This window comes from Bacillus luti (assembly GCF_009739945.1).
GTDB lineage: Bacteria > Bacillota > Bacilli > Bacillales > Bacillaceae_G > Bacillus_A > Bacillus_A luti.
Genome location: NZ_CP040336.1, coordinates 1,670,308 through 1,684,524 on the forward strand (window position 1 = coordinate 1,670,308; position 14,217 = coordinate 1,684,524).

Consider the following 14,217-nt stretch of genomic DNA (forward strand, 5'->3'; position numbering starts at 1 on the left):
TATTTAAAGAAACGGATAGTAGATTAGAAATTCATACAAAAAGAAAGGGATTGAGTATTAATGAAAAGAACTTTCGATCTATGCATCTCGTTATTTTTATTATTTGTATGTTTGCTTCCTATTCTTGTAGTAGCAATCTTAGTTAGGATGAAATTAGGATCTCCTGTACTGTTTAAACAGCAGCGTCCGGGACTATATGGAAAGCCATTTAACCTTTACAAGTTCCGCACGATGACTGATGCTAGAGATAGTAATGGTGAGCTGCTATCTGATTACGCTAGATTAACTAAAGTTGGAAAATTTCTTCGGAAATATAGTTTAGATGAATTACCACAATTAATAAATGTACTAAAAGGTCAATTAAGTTTGGTGGGCCCTCGCCCATTACTAATGGAATATTTGCCTTTATATTCGCAAGAGCAAGCTAAAAGGCATAATGTTAGACCTGGAATTACTGGATGGGCTCAAATTAATGGAAGGAATAGTATCTCATGGGATGAGAAATTTAAATTAGATGTATGGTATGTTGAGAATCAAAGCTTTCTTTTAGATTTGAAAATATTATATCTAACTATTAGTAAGGTTTTAAAGTCAGAAGGGATAACAAATAATAAGCATGTGACTATGCCAATTTTTAAGGGGGAAGTCGAGCATGGGGGAGAATAAAATGAATATTTTGTTTACTAGCTCTGGTAGGAGGGTTTCCTTAATTAAACAATTTAAGGATGCACTTAAACAAGAAGGAATCAAAGGTAACATCTTTACAGCAGATTTAAAAGAAACTGCTCCTACTATTTACTTTAGCCATAAGCATTTTATTGTTCCGCGTGTAAATGAAGAGGGATATATAGATGAATTATTAAAAATATGTAGATCTGAAATGATAAATCTAATAATTCCGTTAATTGATACGGAATTAGTCCTTTTGGCTAATAATTCGAAGGTTTTTGAGGGGATTGGTGTAAAAGTACTAGTTTCAAGTATGGAATTAAATAAAATTGCTCATAACAAAAAATACACATATAACTTCTTTGTTTCTAATAATATCCCCACACCTAAAGTATACAGTGATGAGGAGATTGAAAGAAAAGAATATCAATTTCCACTATTAATTAAACCTTATGATGGCAGTTCTAGTAAAGGTGTAACAAAAATAATGAATGAAAAGGAATTAGAATTTTTTAAGGAATATATACCTAACGCCATGATACAAGAGTACGTTTCAGGAGAGGAATACACTATAGATGTCATGGTAGATTTTTATGGGAATATAAAAACGATTGTACCTAGATTGCGCATAGAGACACGAGCTGGTGAGGTAAGTAAAGGTATGACCAAGAAGGATATTGAAATCATAACAGCAGCAGAAACTGTAATAAAAGCCCTCCCTAATCCTATTGGTTGCATCACTTTACAATGTTTTAAAAAGGAAGATGGGCAAATTACATTTATTGAAATAAATCCTCGTTTTGGTGGAGGAATTCCGTTATCGATTGAAGCGGGAGCAAATTTTCCACTATGGACAATTGAAATGTGTCAAGGAGAAATGTTTACGGAGCAAGATTTCAATTGGAGAGAAGATTTAACAATGCTTAGATATGATGAAGCAGTTTTTACGGAGAGCATTTAACATGGAAATCAAAGCGATTGTTTTTGATATGGATGATACTTTGTATAAAGAAAAAGATTATATCGTAAGTGGTTTTAAAGCAGTAGATGATTGGATTAAAGAGGACTATAAGAAAATTGGATTTTATAATATAGCAATTCAATTATTCGATTCGGGGGAAAGAAAGTTTGTGTTTAATAAAACACTTGAAAAGTTAAATATTACGTATGATGAAAAATTGATTAGTAACTTAATAGAAAAGTATAGGCTCCATAAACCGGATATTCAATTATTAGATGAAGCGGATTGGGTGCTGAGTAATTTAACTAATAACGTAAAAATAGGACTAATTTCCGACGGATATTTAATTACCCAAGAAAGAAAAATAAACGCATTAAAGTTAAAAGAGAGATTTCATTCGATTATTCTCACTGATGAGCTTGGAAGAGAATATTGGAAGCCGAGCCAACTTCCTTATGAAAAAATAAGTAAGGAACTACAGGTTCCACATCGGCAATGTGTGTATATAGGAGATAATTTAAGTAAGGATTTTATTACTGCGAAGAAACTAAATTGGATAACGGTTCATATTAATAGAGAAGATGGAATTTACCGTAATCTTATAGTTGAGCAAGATTATAAAGCGCATTATACAATAAATAATTTAAGAAAACTTCCTGATATACCTGTATTAAAACATATGTTTTTAGATACATAATATTTTAAATATGTATAAAGGATGTGTTTACATGCAAACCGTTCAACACAAAAAGCGAATTTATCTTTCTTCACCACATATGAGCGGAAATGAACAGAAATATATTAAAGATGCCTTTGACTCAAATTGGATTGCACCTCTTGGTCCAAATGTAGATGAATTTGAAAGAGAACTTGCTTCTTTTGTAGGAGTTAAAGGTGGTGCTGCGGTTAGTTCTGGTACTGCTGCCATTCATTTAGCTTTAAGATTATTAAACGTCCAAAAGGGAGATATAGTGTTTTGTTCAAGTTTTACTTTTGTAGCGAGTGCAAATCCGATTGTTTATTTGGGGGCTGAACCAGTATTTATTGACTCTGAACCGGAAACATGGAACATGTCCCCGCAAGCTCTAGCGATTGCGTTGCATGATGCTAATAAAGCAGGGAAATTACCTAAGGCTGTCATTCTTGTTCATTTATATGGTCAGAGTGCTAAATTAGATGAAATTCTTTCGATTTGTAATCACTATGATGTTCCCATAATTGAGGATGCAGCAGAATCCCTTGGATCAACATATAAAGGAAAAGCGAGCGGTACATTCGGGAGGTTTGGGATTTATTCGTTTAATGGAAATAAAATTATTACAACTTCAGGTGGTGGAATGCTTGTTTCTAATGATGTGGAAGCATTAGAAAGAGCGAGATTTTTAGCGACACAAGCAAAGGATCCAGCACCACATTATGAGCACAGTGAGGTAGGATATAATTATCGAATGAGTAATATTTTAGCTGGTATTGGAAGAGGACAATTAGAGGTGTTAGAAGAGAGAGTGAATGTTAGGCGGGGAATATTTAGCAAGTATTATGAAGAATTATCACATATACCTGGGTTTTATTTTATGCCTGAGTTAAAAAATACCCGTTCGAATCGCTGGCTTACAACTTTGAAAATTGATGAAAGAGAAGCTGGGGTCTCTCTTGAAAAAGTATTGAGAACATTGGTTGAAGAGAATATAGAAGCGCGTCCTATGTGGAAACCGCTTCATATGCAAAAGCTTTTTAAAAGAGGAAAATATTATGCGCATAATAAAAATGAGAGTGTTTCGGAAGAGTTATTTCAAATGGGGGTTTGCCTTCCTTCGGGATCTAATTTAACGGAGGAAGATCAAGGTAGAGTTATACAATGCATCAAAAATATTAGTCGATGAACAATGAGGATTAAATCATTTGGAATTAAGTTTTAACAAATAAAGAATAATCTTGCGTTGTTCGTTATAATGAATTTTTGTGTGTAGAATGAATAGTGTATTGACATATTTTAGGGTCAATGATAGTTTGAATTGTAAGATAACCTATTTTGAAATGGAGAATCTGTGCAGTGGAAAACATATTCCTCTTAGTTTAGTGGAACCCTCAAGTTCTTTAAAAAGAACTTGAGGGGTGTGAATTATTAATAATTCATGGTTAGTAGACATAATCTTTGCTTCTTAATTATAGGAGGTAAATAAAAATGAGTGCGATAGCAGGGATTTTTAAGTTTGATGATGAATTTACGTCTACCGAGTGTGGTAAGAGATTAATGAGCGAATTACAAGAATATCCTGCAAATGATGTTCAAGAATGGTATAAAAAAAATGTCTTTTTAGGCTGTCATGCACAATGGATTACACCGGAATCCATTGGTGAGAAATTACCATTTCATGATTTTACAAGGCAGTTGGCTATTACAGCAGATGCTATTATTGATAATAGGAATGAACTATTTGACAGGTTACAAGTTGATTATAAGGATCGAAAAGGAATGACAGACAGTGAGTTAATATTATTTGCCTATCATAAGTGGGGTGAGGAGTCTCCGAAGTATTTAGTAGGAGATTTTGCTTTTATAATTTGGGATGAGAGAAACCAACTGCTTTTTGGAGCAAGGGATTTTTCGGGGGGACGAACACTATATTTTTATCATGATCAAAAAAGAGCTGCATTGTGTACATTGATAAAACCACTCTTTTCTTTACCGTATATAGAAAAGAAGTTGAATGAACAATGGCTTGCTGAATATTTGGCTATAAGTGGCATGATTGATGTTGTAGATGCATTTATTACGCCATATGAAAATATAAAACAAATTCCACCAGCGCATAGTGTAACAATAACTAAAAGAAAAGTGAAATTTTCGAAATATGTAAGTTTGGATTCGGTAAAGAAGATTAAACTTAAATCAACCGAAGAGTATGTGGAAGCATTTCAAGAAGTGTTTCAAGAAGCGGTTACATCTCGGTTACGAACAAATCGGAAAATAGGAATACAGCTTAGTGGAGGATTAGATTCGGGATCAATTGCTAGTTTTGCTGGTAGGGTTCTACAGAAAGAAAATAAGCCATTACATACTTTCAGTTATATCCCACCTAGTGATTTTGAAGATTTTACGCCAAAAAATTTAATGCCAGATGAAAGAATACTTATTAAAGAAACGGTACGACATGTTGGGGGAATAACAGATCATTATCTTGATTTTAAAGGACGGGACCCATATTCTGAAGTGGAAGATTTTCTCGAAATAATGGAGACACCTTATAAATTTTTTGAAAATTCATTCTGGTTGAAGGGAATGTTTGAAGAGGGATATAAAGAGGGCATTGGGGTACTATTAAATGGAGGTAGAGGGAACCTGTCTATATCATGGGGATCGGCAATGGATTATTATGCTTTGCTTCTTAAGCGTTTCAAGTGGCTTACATTAACTTATGAATTAAATCAATATAGTAAAAAAGTTGGTGGAGCTAGAATGAGGAGGATTCCGAATATTATAAGGATTGCATATCCATTTATTGATAGAATTTTTCCGTCAAGTACACCCTATATATTCCCTAGAATTATTAATGGAGATTTTGCTAAAAGAATTGGAGTGTTTGAGAAGTTAAAGCAACATGGCATAGGTGAAAGTGGCTGGTTTGCTGCAACAAATATATATAAGCAGAGAAAAAGTCATTTTGAAGAGGTTTTTCATTGGAACGCAAGCAATACTATAGCTACGAAGCTATCATTAAAATATTCGCTTTGGAAACGAGATCCAACGAATGATATAAGAGTGATTCGCTATTGTTTATCTGTGCCAGAAGAACAATATGTACAAGGGGGATTAGATCGCGCACTTATTAGGAATGCTACAAGTAATCTTTTGCCTGATAAAATACGATTAAATCAAAAAATCCAAGGGGTTCAAGGGGCAGATTGGGTGCATAGAATGCTTCCAAATTGGTCCGCGTTTATAGAAGAGATAGAGAAACTCTCTAGAGACGAAAGAGCGTTGAATTTTTTAGACGGTGAGGTAATAAAGAAGGCACTTTTAAAAGCTCACGGAGATGTTCGTGCGGAGCATGCGATCGATTTTGATTACAAAATTTTAATGCGAAGTTTAATTGTTTACCGGTTTATTCAAAAATTTATTTGAAGGGAGGTGATAATGTGAAAAAGGAATGGGAGATTCCTAAGTTAGAAATGCTTGATGTTAAGATGACAATGGCTTCTACAGTCTTTGGACCGTATACCGATGAAGCATATGTGCCAGGTAAGCCAGAAGATCCTAATAATCCTGGTACTTGGAATCGCTTTACGAGTTAAAAGAAGGCGCTATTGAATTTGTTTGTTATTTTCATAATAAGGTAATTATCAAAAAAAGAGATTGATTGTTATAAAAAGCCTGTATACAAAAGGAGTATATAGGCTTTTTATATAACTTTCTATAAATGGGAGAGAAATCTAATGTTAGAAACTAAAAAAGGGGCTATTTATAAAGCTTTTGGTTTCAATATTTTTAGTGAGATTCCTATGCCAGAATTATCTCAAATAAATGAGCAAGAAAGTTTAATAGATATTGAAATTAGAATGGATAAGAATTTTCATTTTGAATTATTGGATGTACCGTATAAACACGTGGTTCAAGGAACGAAGGTTATGTTTTATATTCCGAATGTTGCACTTTTTTCTGTTCAAGATGGAGAAAAGATAACTATTTCACCTGAAAAAGAGATTGAAGAGGGTTTAATTAGACTATTTGTACTTGGGACATGTATGGGAATAGTATTGATGCAGAGAAAAATACTTCCACTGCATGGGAGCGCAATAACGATTGATGGGAAAGCATATGGTTTTATTGGGGAATCAGGGAGAGGAAAATCCACGTTGGCAGCGGGTTTCCTGAATTTGGGGTATAAACTTTTAAGTGATGATGTGATAGCGATATCGCTTGCAGAAAATTGTATCCCATACGTTATTCCGTCATATCCACAGCAAAAATTATGGCAGAAGAGCTTAGAACATTTTGGAATGCATGCTAATGAATATAAAACGCTAGTTGGAAGGGAAAATAAATATAGTATTCCAGTTGATGCATATTATTTTTCAAATCCAGTCCCACTGGCAGGATTATTTGAGTTAGTAATTGCAGAAAGTGGGGAAATTGAAATTCGAGAAATTAAAAAACTTGAACAACTACATACGTTACTTTGTCAAACTTATAGAAACTTTTTAATTCCACGATTAGAATTAATGGAATGGCATTTTGATATTTCAGCGAAAATCATACAGCATATTGATATGTATCAATTACACCGTCCAGAAATAGAATTTACGGTGTCACGTTTAACGTCTATTATCTTAAAAACTATAGATGAAAAGGAGTAAATAATGATGAAAAAATATATGATTTCTTTGGAACAAAGTATTGTACAGAAAATAGGGAATATAGTGAGCGACATGGATGGTGAGAAGGTTATGTTAAATATCTCCAATGGAAAATACTATAATTTAGGTAAGGTAGGTGGAATCATATGGGAAAGAATAGAGAAGCCAATAAAAGTTAGGAAACTAATAGATGAACTAATATTAGAATATGAAGTGGAATATTCTGAATGTAAGGAACAAGTTCTTCTTTTTCTAGAACAATTATTAGAGGAAAGTTTAATTGAGTTTACTAAAGTGGAATGTTAGGAATGTATCTGAAATAAGGGATAGGAGTTCTTAAATGTGTATGAGAAGAAAAATAAAAACTTTATTTCTATTAAACCCGAGAACTTTATTTTTATTTGGAGAAGTTTATATTTATCTAGGGTTAGCTCGGATATCTAATTTTATTCCTTTTTCTAAGGTTGCTCCTAAATTGGGAATCCATATGGAAGAAACGGTTTTCATTTCTGATTCGAAGAATACGATAATATTAAAAGACGTTTCTGAAGCGATACGTATCGTAAGCCGTCATACGTTTTGGGAGAGTAAGTGTTTAGTAAAAGCGATTGCTGCAATGAAGATGTTAGAAAGAAGAAATATTGAGAGTACATTATACTTAGGTACAGCTAGAGAAGAGAACGGCATGTTGAGTGCGCATGCATGGTTGAGGAGTGGCTCTGCTTATATTACTGGTGCGGAAGAAATGAAAAGGTTTACTATTGTGAGTAAATTTGCTAAAACGATGGATTAAAAAATATTGAAGGAGAGTCTCATGAGAAATAGTTATGAACTTGACTTAAATAATATTAATAAGGAACTTCAACTACAATTAGAAATAATAAGAAGAAAAAATATTTTCGAATTAAAGGAAATGGGAAAGGATTTGTTTGAGGATATTGATTGGGATACCTTTCTTACATTAGCAATCCATCATCGTGTTTATGCATATATATATCCGAAATTGAAATTACTTAGTAGTGAAGACGTTCCTTCTCACGTTACTCAAACCTTACAAAAATATTATAAAATGAATACATTTCAAATGTTGTATTTAAGTGGTGAGATAGAAAGAATAGGTAAATTGTTTCATGAAAATAATATTCGTCTTCTATTTTTAAAAGGTCCAGTACTTGCTGTAGATCTTTATAAAGACATATCTTTCCGTACTTCGAGCGATATAGATCTTATCGTTTCTTTAAGTGATCTTCAAAAAGTAGAACAAATATTGATAAATGATGGATATATAAAGGACGATTATTTTAGTACAGTTTTAAATGATTGGAAATGGAGACACCATCATATGTCATATTTTCACCCTAAAAAGAGAATAAAACTGGAAGTTCATTGGCGATTAAATCCCGGTCCATCACAGGAACCAACTTTTGATGAATTATGGGAACGTAGAAGAAGTAGCTCACTTACACAATTTCCTGTTTATGGTTTAGGAAGAGAGGATTTGTTTTTATCCCTTATTTCTCACGGTGCACGTCACGGGTGGTCTAGATTACGATGGTTAATAGATATTCAGCAAATTTTAGAACAACCCTTCGATTGGAGGCATCTTACTAGATTGTTGAAGCGGTATCAATTACTACATATAGGGGGGCAAGCAGTTATCTTAACATCAAATTTACTAAAGACTACTCAAGTGAAAGATATGAAATTTTTATTGGAGAACGGTCGTTCAATAAAGTTGGCGCAAGAGGCTCTGTTTTATATAGAGAACATGGTGGAGTTACATGCTGATATGGTCCCGGAGGATGTAGCGAAATATCATAAAAAACATTTATTTTCCTTAATGACCTATCGACAAAGGGTTCTTTTTATTACTAGTTTTTTATATCCTTATCCAGAAGATGTGGCGTTATTACCATTACCCAAAAAATTATATTTTTTGTATTTTCCCTTACGCCCTATTTTATGGGCGTGGAGAAAAAAGAGCAATCGTTTACTGCAATAGGGGGAGTATGATAATGGAGTATTTGTTAAGGTTTTTAAAAAAGTTAAATGGATATTCTGGGAAAAAAATATATATAAATCTTTTTGGAATGGTTTTCGTGAGTCTGTTAGAGGGGATTGGAATCCTCTTGCTAATACCGATGGTTACAATGAGTGGCTTTGTTAATGTGCAAGTTAATGGTGTATTCCAATCATCGATGTTTGAGTTTTTATATCATATTCCTGAAGTGTTAAGTTTAGCGATTATTTTAATTATATATATTTTATTAGTGGCAGTGCAGGCAATATTACAGCAAAAAATAATGCTTAAAAATATGAAAATTTTAATGGGGTTTATAAATAATATAAGGCTAGAGACATATGCGTCTTTATTAAAAGCTAATTGGACTTTTTTTGTAAAAAAGAGAAAAACGGATTTGATTTCTACTTTAACGGAAGAACTAGGAAGAGTTACAAATGGAACGAATATATTTTTTCAGATAATAACTTCGCTTGTTTTTACATTTATACAAATAGGAATTGCAATATGGTTAAACGTGAAAATAACTATTTTTGTGTTATTTGCGGGAATCGTATTAGCATATTTTTCAAGGGGATTTATAAAAAAGTCAAGGGAATTAGGGAATAAAACATCTGAGATAGCAAGGGGATATATTAGAGGGATAACCGATCATTTTAACGGTGTGAAAGATATTAAGAGTAATATGTTAGAAGATGCTAGGTATATATGGTTAGATGATTGGTGTGAGAAAATAGAGAAAGAACAGCTTGAATTCATAAGGTTGAAAAATCATTCTCAGCTTTTTTATAAGATTACATCGTCTGTATTAATTGCAATACTTATTTTTATAGCTATTAAATTATTTAAATCCGAACCAACCCAATTGCTATTAATCATTCTCATTTTTTCCAGACTATGGCCACGCTTTACGGCAATTCAATCGAATTTAGAACAACTGGCTGCAAGTATTCCCGCTTTTAAGTCATTATGGGAATTACAAGAGGAATGTAAGGAAGCAATTGAAATGCAGGATATACATCAGCAAAAACATATAACGCCGATTTGTATAGAGCAAGGTATTGAGTGTAAGGATGTTTACTTTCGTTATAATAAGCAAGAATCTTTATACGCACTTCAAAATATTAATGTGCAAATTCCAATAAATAGTATGACGGCTATTGTGGGGCATTCTGGTGCTGGGAAGAGTACATTAATTGATGTTTTAATGGGCTTGATCCAGCCAGAAAAAGGTCAAGTGTTAATAGATGGTACTCCTCTTACAACTGATAATTTATTGTCCTTAAGGCGGGCTATTAGCTATGTACCACAAGATCCGTTCTTATTTAATGCAAGCATTAGAGAAAATTTATTAATGATTGAACCGAATGCAAGTGAAGAACAAATTTGGGATGCATTAGAGTTTGCAGCTGCTGCTGAATTTGTACGAACGCTTCCAAATGGGCTTGACACACTGATTGGAGATCGGGGGGTAAGACTTTCGGGCGGTGAACGCCAACGGCTTGTACTAGCACGGGCAATTTTAAGACAGCCATCCATTTTAGTATTAGATGAAGCTACGAGTGCATTAGATACTGAAAATGAAGTAAAGATCCAATCAGCCATAGAACGATTGAAAGGAACAATGACTATTGTTGTTATTGCACATCGTTTATCTACTATACGCAATGCCGATCAAGTTATTGTCTTAGGAAAAGGTGAAATTGTCCAAAAAGGTGAATTTAATCAATTGGCTAAAGAGAGAAAAGGTGTATTTCGAAATTTATTAGGGTCACAAATGGAAGTTGGTTCATAGAGGAGAAAGAGTGGGGGAGTTTTGTATTCATATAGTTCAAATCGAATAAAAGCCCAAATAATGCTCAGCTATATTATGACCGTATTCGGGCTTTTATTTGTGCGGTTTCTACATTTAGGGAATAAACATAAATGAGTACCTTGCAATAAACAGTACCAAGTGGTATATTATGGATAAATAAGCTACTGTTTATTGAACAGTACTGTGGCGAGAAAGGAGGACTGCAATTGAACGTTCAATTTAAAAAAGGTGTGTTAGAACTATGTGTTTTGGCACTTGTGAAACGTAAAGATAGTTATGGCTATGAACTTGTTCAGCAAATCTCAAATAAATTTTTAATATCGGAAGGGTCTGTGTATCCATTATTGCGTCGTTTAACGAAAGAGGGATATTTTCAAACGTATTTAAAAGAGTCTACCGAGGGACCGCCTCGTAAATATTATCAGTTAACGGAGCAAGGGGAGATGCAACTTAAGTTATTGGTAACAGAGTGGCGAGATTTTGCGAGAGGTGTACAAGAAATTATTGAAGGGGTGAATTGGGATGAATAAAGAACAGTTTCTCAGGGAATTATCGAATCAGCTTAGAAAACTACCAGAAGAAGAACGGCAGGATATTTTGTTTGATTATGAAGAGCATTTTCAATTTGGAATAGAAGAAGGGAAAACTGAATCGGAAATAATAAAAGGGTTAGGTTCTCCGAAAACAATTGCAAAAGATTTACTTGCAATGTATCGATTTGATGAGATGAAAAAAGATCCTTCAACTTCAAATGTGACAAGAGCTGTTATGGCAGCGATTGGACTTAGTTTGTTTAATTTTATTATTGTTTTAGGACCATTAATTGCAATTGTTGCTTTTATATTTTCCTTTTGGGTCGGTGGTATTGCGAGTGTAGTGACGCCATTTTTCGTTATTATAAAAGTATTTATGAGCACTTTTATATGGTTGGATCTTTTCGTTAGTATAACATTTGTTGGAGTAGGTTTGTTGTTATGTATTATCGCTTATTATAGTACGAAGTGGTTTAAGAGATTATGCGTACGATACGTAATGTGGAACTTCAAAATGATAAAAGGGGAGTAGATGATGAAAAAAATATTGTTCGTAGCTATCGCTTGTATCGTTGTTGGAGTAATAGGGATTTCGCAAACGTATAAAAAAGCAGTAGCAAATGTAGAGAAAGGAAATAAGGAAGAGGTTATTAAAAACGAAGCGTTAAAAAACGTAGAAGTTGATTTAGATGCTGGAGATATTGTTATCCAAAAATCTCCGGATTCCTCTTTTTATGTGAAGCAAACAGGGGATTTGCGGAAACAGGAGATTCGTATTGCTGAAGAGGGTGACGCATTAAAAATTATAGGGGGAAGGGAAAAGGGCGATTCGTTTGATTTTTCATTTTACAACTTCGGATTTCAAACACCTACATTGACTCTATTTGTACCTGAACGTTTTTATGAAGAAATAAAAGTAAAATCATCCGCTGGACAAATAGAAATCAGTGATGTGAAAAGTGACCGTGTAAGTGTCGAGACATTTGCTGGAGAAGTAGATTTGAAACATGTCACAGCTAAGAGTGTGGAAGGATCCACGAAAGCTGGTGAGCTGAGTTTTAAAAAGGTAATAGGGAAAGTAACGGCGAAAACGGCTAGTGGGGAAGTGTATATTATGGATCATGATCCTAAATATGATGTAGAGGCAAGTTCAACTGCTGGAGATGTAGAGATTACTTTATTGGAAAAACCACAAGATGCAATTATAAGTGGGCAAAGCGCTGCCGGAGATGTAACAATTTTTAATGAAGAAAATCAAAACGTAACGATTGGTAATGGCAGTAAAAAGATTAATGGTAAAACCGCTGCTGGAGATGTGACTATAGAAGTGCGTTAATGCAGGATAGATAATATGTGCGTTTTGGAATTAGATTCTATCAAAATATAAAAAGAAGATAGTCACCTATATAAATAAGGTGATTATCTTCTTTTTATTATTTTTTAATGTAAATCACGATATACACCAATTACTTTTCCGATAACTGATACTTGTTTTAAAATGATAGGCTCTAATGAAGAGTTTTCCGGCTGTAGACGGAAGTGGTCTTTTTCTTTATAAAAGCGTTTAACCGTTGCTTCGTTGTCTTCTGTTAAAGCTACTACAATTTCACCGTTGTATGCAGACTGTTGTTGGCGAACAACAACTAAATCACCATCAAATATACCAGCGTCAATCATACTATCTCCAGAAATACGTAACATGAACACTTGATCTGCTCCAGCAACAATGCTAGCTGGAAGTGGGAAGTGATCTTCTACACTCTCAACTGCCGTAATTGGTAATCCAGCAGTAACTTTTCCGATGATAGGAACTTGAATAACAGATTGTGTTTCTGCATCCATTCGATCGTCACCTAAAATTTCAATTGCTCGTGGTTTTGTTGGATCGCGTCGAATATATCCTTTTTCTTCTAGTCGTGATAAATGTCCGTGCACTGTAGAACTAGAAGCGAGGCCGACTGCTTGACCGATTTCACGTACGGAAGGTGGATATCCTTTTTCTTGTACTTTTAGCTTAATAAAGTCGAGAATGTCTTGCTGGCGTTTCGTTAACTTTTCCATGTTTTCTAACACCTCGTTTTCTTTCATTTTTCTTATTAATTAGTATAACATGTGAAAAAACATTCTACAAACATAAGTTCGAACAAAAGGCGAATTTATGTTACACTGAAGGGAAATAATAGTGAGGAAGAGGGTTCATAATGAATGCAATTATTTATGCACGTGTGAGTACAACAAAAGAAGCACAGGAAACATCATTATTACGTCAAAAAGATGAATTATTGCATTTAGCTGAGCGCTATCAAATGAATGTTATAAAAGTAATTGAAGAGCAGGCTAGTGGTTATACAATTGAACGTGACGGTATATTAGAAGTGTTGGATACAATTCGAGACGAACAAATTGATGTGCTACTTATACAAGATGAAACGCGCCTCGGTAGGGGGAATGCGAAAATTGCATTAATGCACTGTTTACATAAAGAGGGAATCAAAGTGTATACACATACTCATAATGGTGAATTACAGCTTTCGGATTCTGATTCGATGGTGTTAGATATAATTGGGATTGTTGAAGAGTATCAAAGAAAGATTCATAACTTGAAAATTAAACGTGGCATGCAACGCGCAGTAGAAAAGGGCTATCGTCCAGAAAATAATTTAAAAAATCGTAATTTAAGCGTAGGCCGAGAGAAAAAAGAGGTGCCAATTGAAGAAATTGTACGCTTACGCAAAAGTGAACTTACTTTCGAAGAAATTGCGGCAACGCTTCGTGGATTTGGTCATAATGTTTCAAAAGCGACTGTACATCGTAGATATGTAGAGTATACAAAGCAATTGCTTGATAAAGAAGAGTAACT

At 34.0% G+C, this 14,217-nt stretch carries 16 protein-coding genes; 15 read left to right on the forward strand and 1 reads right to left on the reverse strand.

Going from position 1 to position 14,217, the window contains the following annotated elements; all coding sequences use genetic code 11:
* Window positions 1–60: 60 nt before the first annotated feature.
* The 14 genes from EUC40_RS08615 to EUC40_RS08680 all read left to right on the forward strand — a co-directional run bounded on the left by EUC40_RS08615 (window position 61) and on the right by EUC40_RS08680 (window position 12,693).
* Window positions 61–666 carry a sugar transferase gene (locus tag EUC40_RS08615; protein ID WP_156574441.1) on the forward strand — a complete coding sequence of 202 codons (606 nt, stop codon included), beginning with the start codon at window positions 61–63 and terminating at the stop codon, window positions 664–666.
* Entirely contained in the window at window positions 653–1,630 is a 978-nt protein-coding gene (locus EUC40_RS08620; RefSeq protein ID WP_156574444.1) for an ATP-grasp domain-containing protein, read from the forward strand. Before EUC40_RS08615 ends, EUC40_RS08620 begins: the two co-directional genes overlap by 14 nt.
* Before the next feature lies 1 nt (window position 1,631).
* Complete coding sequence (locus tag EUC40_RS08625; RefSeq protein WP_156574447.1) at window positions 1,632–2,327, forward strand: HAD family hydrolase; 696 nt, start codon at window positions 1,632–1,634, stop codon at window positions 2,325–2,327.
* Between the two features lie 31 nt (window positions 2,328–2,358).
* The gene (locus EUC40_RS08630) at window positions 2,359–3,513 is read left to right on the forward strand and encodes an aminotransferase class I/II-fold pyridoxal phosphate-dependent enzyme (protein WP_156574449.1); all 1,155 of its coding nucleotides are present in this window, start codon (window positions 2,359–2,361) and stop codon (window positions 3,511–3,513) included.
* Window positions 3,514–3,815: 302 nt separating this feature from the next.
* The gene (locus tag EUC40_RS08635) at window positions 3,816–5,756 is read left to right on the forward strand and encodes an asparagine synthase-related protein (protein WP_156574452.1); all 1,941 of its coding nucleotides are present in this window, start codon (window positions 3,816–3,818) and stop codon (window positions 5,754–5,756) included.
* 14 nt (window positions 5,757–5,770) lie between these two features.
* A complete protein-coding gene (locus EUC40_RS08640; protein ID WP_002018936.1) occupies window positions 5,771–5,926 on the forward strand; it encodes a paeninodin family lasso peptide in 156 nt (51 codons plus the stop codon).
* A 141-nt stretch (window positions 5,927–6,067) separates the two neighbouring features.
* Window positions 6,068–6,988 carry a phosphoenolpyruvate carboxykinase (ATP) gene (locus EUC40_RS08645; RefSeq protein ID WP_156574454.1) on the forward strand — a complete coding sequence of 307 codons (921 nt, stop codon included), beginning with the start codon at window positions 6,068–6,070 and terminating at the stop codon, window positions 6,986–6,988.
* A 3-nt stretch (window positions 6,989–6,991) separates the two neighbouring features.
* A complete protein-coding gene (locus EUC40_RS08650) occupies window positions 6,992–7,294 on the forward strand; it encodes a lasso peptide biosynthesis PqqD family chaperone (RefSeq protein ID WP_156574456.1) in 303 nt (100 codons plus the stop codon).
* A 34-nt stretch (window positions 7,295–7,328) separates the two neighbouring features.
* Entirely contained in the window at window positions 7,329–7,781 is a 453-nt protein-coding gene (locus EUC40_RS08655; protein ID WP_156574458.1) for a lasso peptide biosynthesis B2 protein, read from the forward strand.
* 21 nt (window positions 7,782–7,802) lie between these two features.
* On the forward strand, window positions 7,803–8,990 hold the full coding sequence (locus EUC40_RS08660; RefSeq protein WP_156574460.1) for a nucleotidyltransferase domain-containing protein: 1,188 nt from the start codon (window positions 7,803–7,805) through the stop codon (window positions 8,988–8,990).
* Window positions 8,991–9,003: 13 nt separating this feature from the next.
* The gene (locus EUC40_RS08665) at window positions 9,004–10,803 is read left to right on the forward strand and encodes an ABC transporter ATP-binding protein (protein ID WP_156574462.1); all 1,800 of its coding nucleotides are present in this window, start codon (window positions 9,004–9,006) and stop codon (window positions 10,801–10,803) included.
* Between the two features lie 227 nt (window positions 10,804–11,030).
* Complete coding sequence (locus EUC40_RS08670) at window positions 11,031–11,354, forward strand: PadR family transcriptional regulator (RefSeq protein WP_071709684.1); 324 nt, start codon at window positions 11,031–11,033, stop codon at window positions 11,352–11,354.
* Complete coding sequence (locus tag EUC40_RS08675; RefSeq protein ID WP_156574464.1) at window positions 11,347–11,889, forward strand: DUF1700 domain-containing protein; 543 nt, start codon at window positions 11,347–11,349, stop codon at window positions 11,887–11,889. The genes EUC40_RS08670 and EUC40_RS08675 overlap by 8 nt, the downstream gene beginning before the upstream one ends.
* Before the next feature lie 3 nt (window positions 11,890–11,892).
* The gene (locus EUC40_RS08680; RefSeq protein WP_156574466.1) at window positions 11,893–12,693 is read left to right on the forward strand and encodes a DUF4097 family beta strand repeat-containing protein; all 801 of its coding nucleotides are present in this window, start codon (window positions 11,893–11,895) and stop codon (window positions 12,691–12,693) included.
* A 104-nt stretch (window positions 12,694–12,797) separates the two neighbouring features.
* Here the strand turns inward: EUC40_RS08680 and lexA are convergent, their stop codons facing one another.
* Complete coding sequence (gene lexA, locus EUC40_RS08685) at window positions 12,798–13,418, reverse strand: transcriptional repressor LexA (protein ID WP_000413735.1); 621 nt, start codon at window positions 13,416–13,418, stop codon at window positions 12,798–12,800.
* 140 nt (window positions 13,419–13,558) lie between these two features.
* Here lexA and EUC40_RS08690 point away from each other — a divergent pair, with 140 nt between their 5' ends.
* Window positions 13,559–14,215, forward strand: coding sequence for a YneB family resolvase-like protein (locus EUC40_RS08690; protein WP_149176998.1), 657 nt, complete (start codon window positions 13,559–13,561; stop codon window positions 14,213–14,215).
* Window positions 14,216–14,217: the final 2 nt, after the last annotated feature.

What these genes read in the sequence shown, in the direction of transcription:
- EUC40_RS08615 (WP_156574441.1), top strand. Translation starts at nt 61, where the DNA reads ATGAAAAGAACTTTCGATCTATGCATCTCGTTATTTTTATTATTTGTA.
- EUC40_RS08620 (WP_156574444.1), top strand. Translation starts at nt 653, where the DNA reads ATGGGGGAGAATAAAATGAATATTTTGTTTACTAGCTCTGGTAGGAGG.
- EUC40_RS08625 (WP_156574447.1), top strand. Translation starts at nt 1,632, where the DNA reads ATGGAAATCAAAGCGATTGTTTTTGATATGGATGATACTTTGTATAAA.
- EUC40_RS08630 (WP_156574449.1), top strand. Translation starts at nt 2,359, where the DNA reads ATGCAAACCGTTCAACACAAAAAGCGAATTTATCTTTCTTCACCACAT.
- EUC40_RS08635 (WP_156574452.1), top strand. Translation starts at nt 3,816, where the DNA reads ATGAGTGCGATAGCAGGGATTTTTAAGTTTGATGATGAATTTACGTCT.
- EUC40_RS08645 (WP_156574454.1), top strand. Translation starts at nt 6,068, where the DNA reads ATGTTAGAAACTAAAAAAGGGGCTATTTATAAAGCTTTTGGTTTCAAT.
- EUC40_RS08650 (WP_156574456.1), top strand. Translation starts at nt 6,992, where the DNA reads ATGATGAAAAAATATATGATTTCTTTGGAACAAAGTATTGTACAGAAA.
- EUC40_RS08655 (WP_156574458.1), top strand. Translation starts at nt 7,329, where the DNA reads ATGTGTATGAGAAGAAAAATAAAAACTTTATTTCTATTAAACCCGAGA.
- EUC40_RS08660 (WP_156574460.1), top strand. Translation starts at nt 7,803, where the DNA reads ATGAGAAATAGTTATGAACTTGACTTAAATAATATTAATAAGGAACTT.
- EUC40_RS08665 (WP_156574462.1), top strand. Translation starts at nt 9,004, where the DNA reads ATGGAGTATTTGTTAAGGTTTTTAAAAAAGTTAAATGGATATTCTGGG.
- EUC40_RS08675 (WP_156574464.1), top strand. Translation starts at nt 11,347, where the DNA reads ATGAATAAAGAACAGTTTCTCAGGGAATTATCGAATCAGCTTAGAAAA.
- EUC40_RS08680 (WP_156574466.1), top strand. Translation starts at nt 11,893, where the DNA reads ATGAAAAAAATATTGTTCGTAGCTATCGCTTGTATCGTTGTTGGAGTA.
- lexA (WP_000413735.1), bottom strand. Translation starts at nt 13,418, where the DNA reads ATGGAAAAGTTAACGAAACGCCAGCAAGACATTCTCGACTTTATTAAG.
- EUC40_RS08690 (WP_149176998.1), top strand. Translation starts at nt 13,559, where the DNA reads ATGAATGCAATTATTTATGCACGTGTGAGTACAACAAAAGAAGCACAG.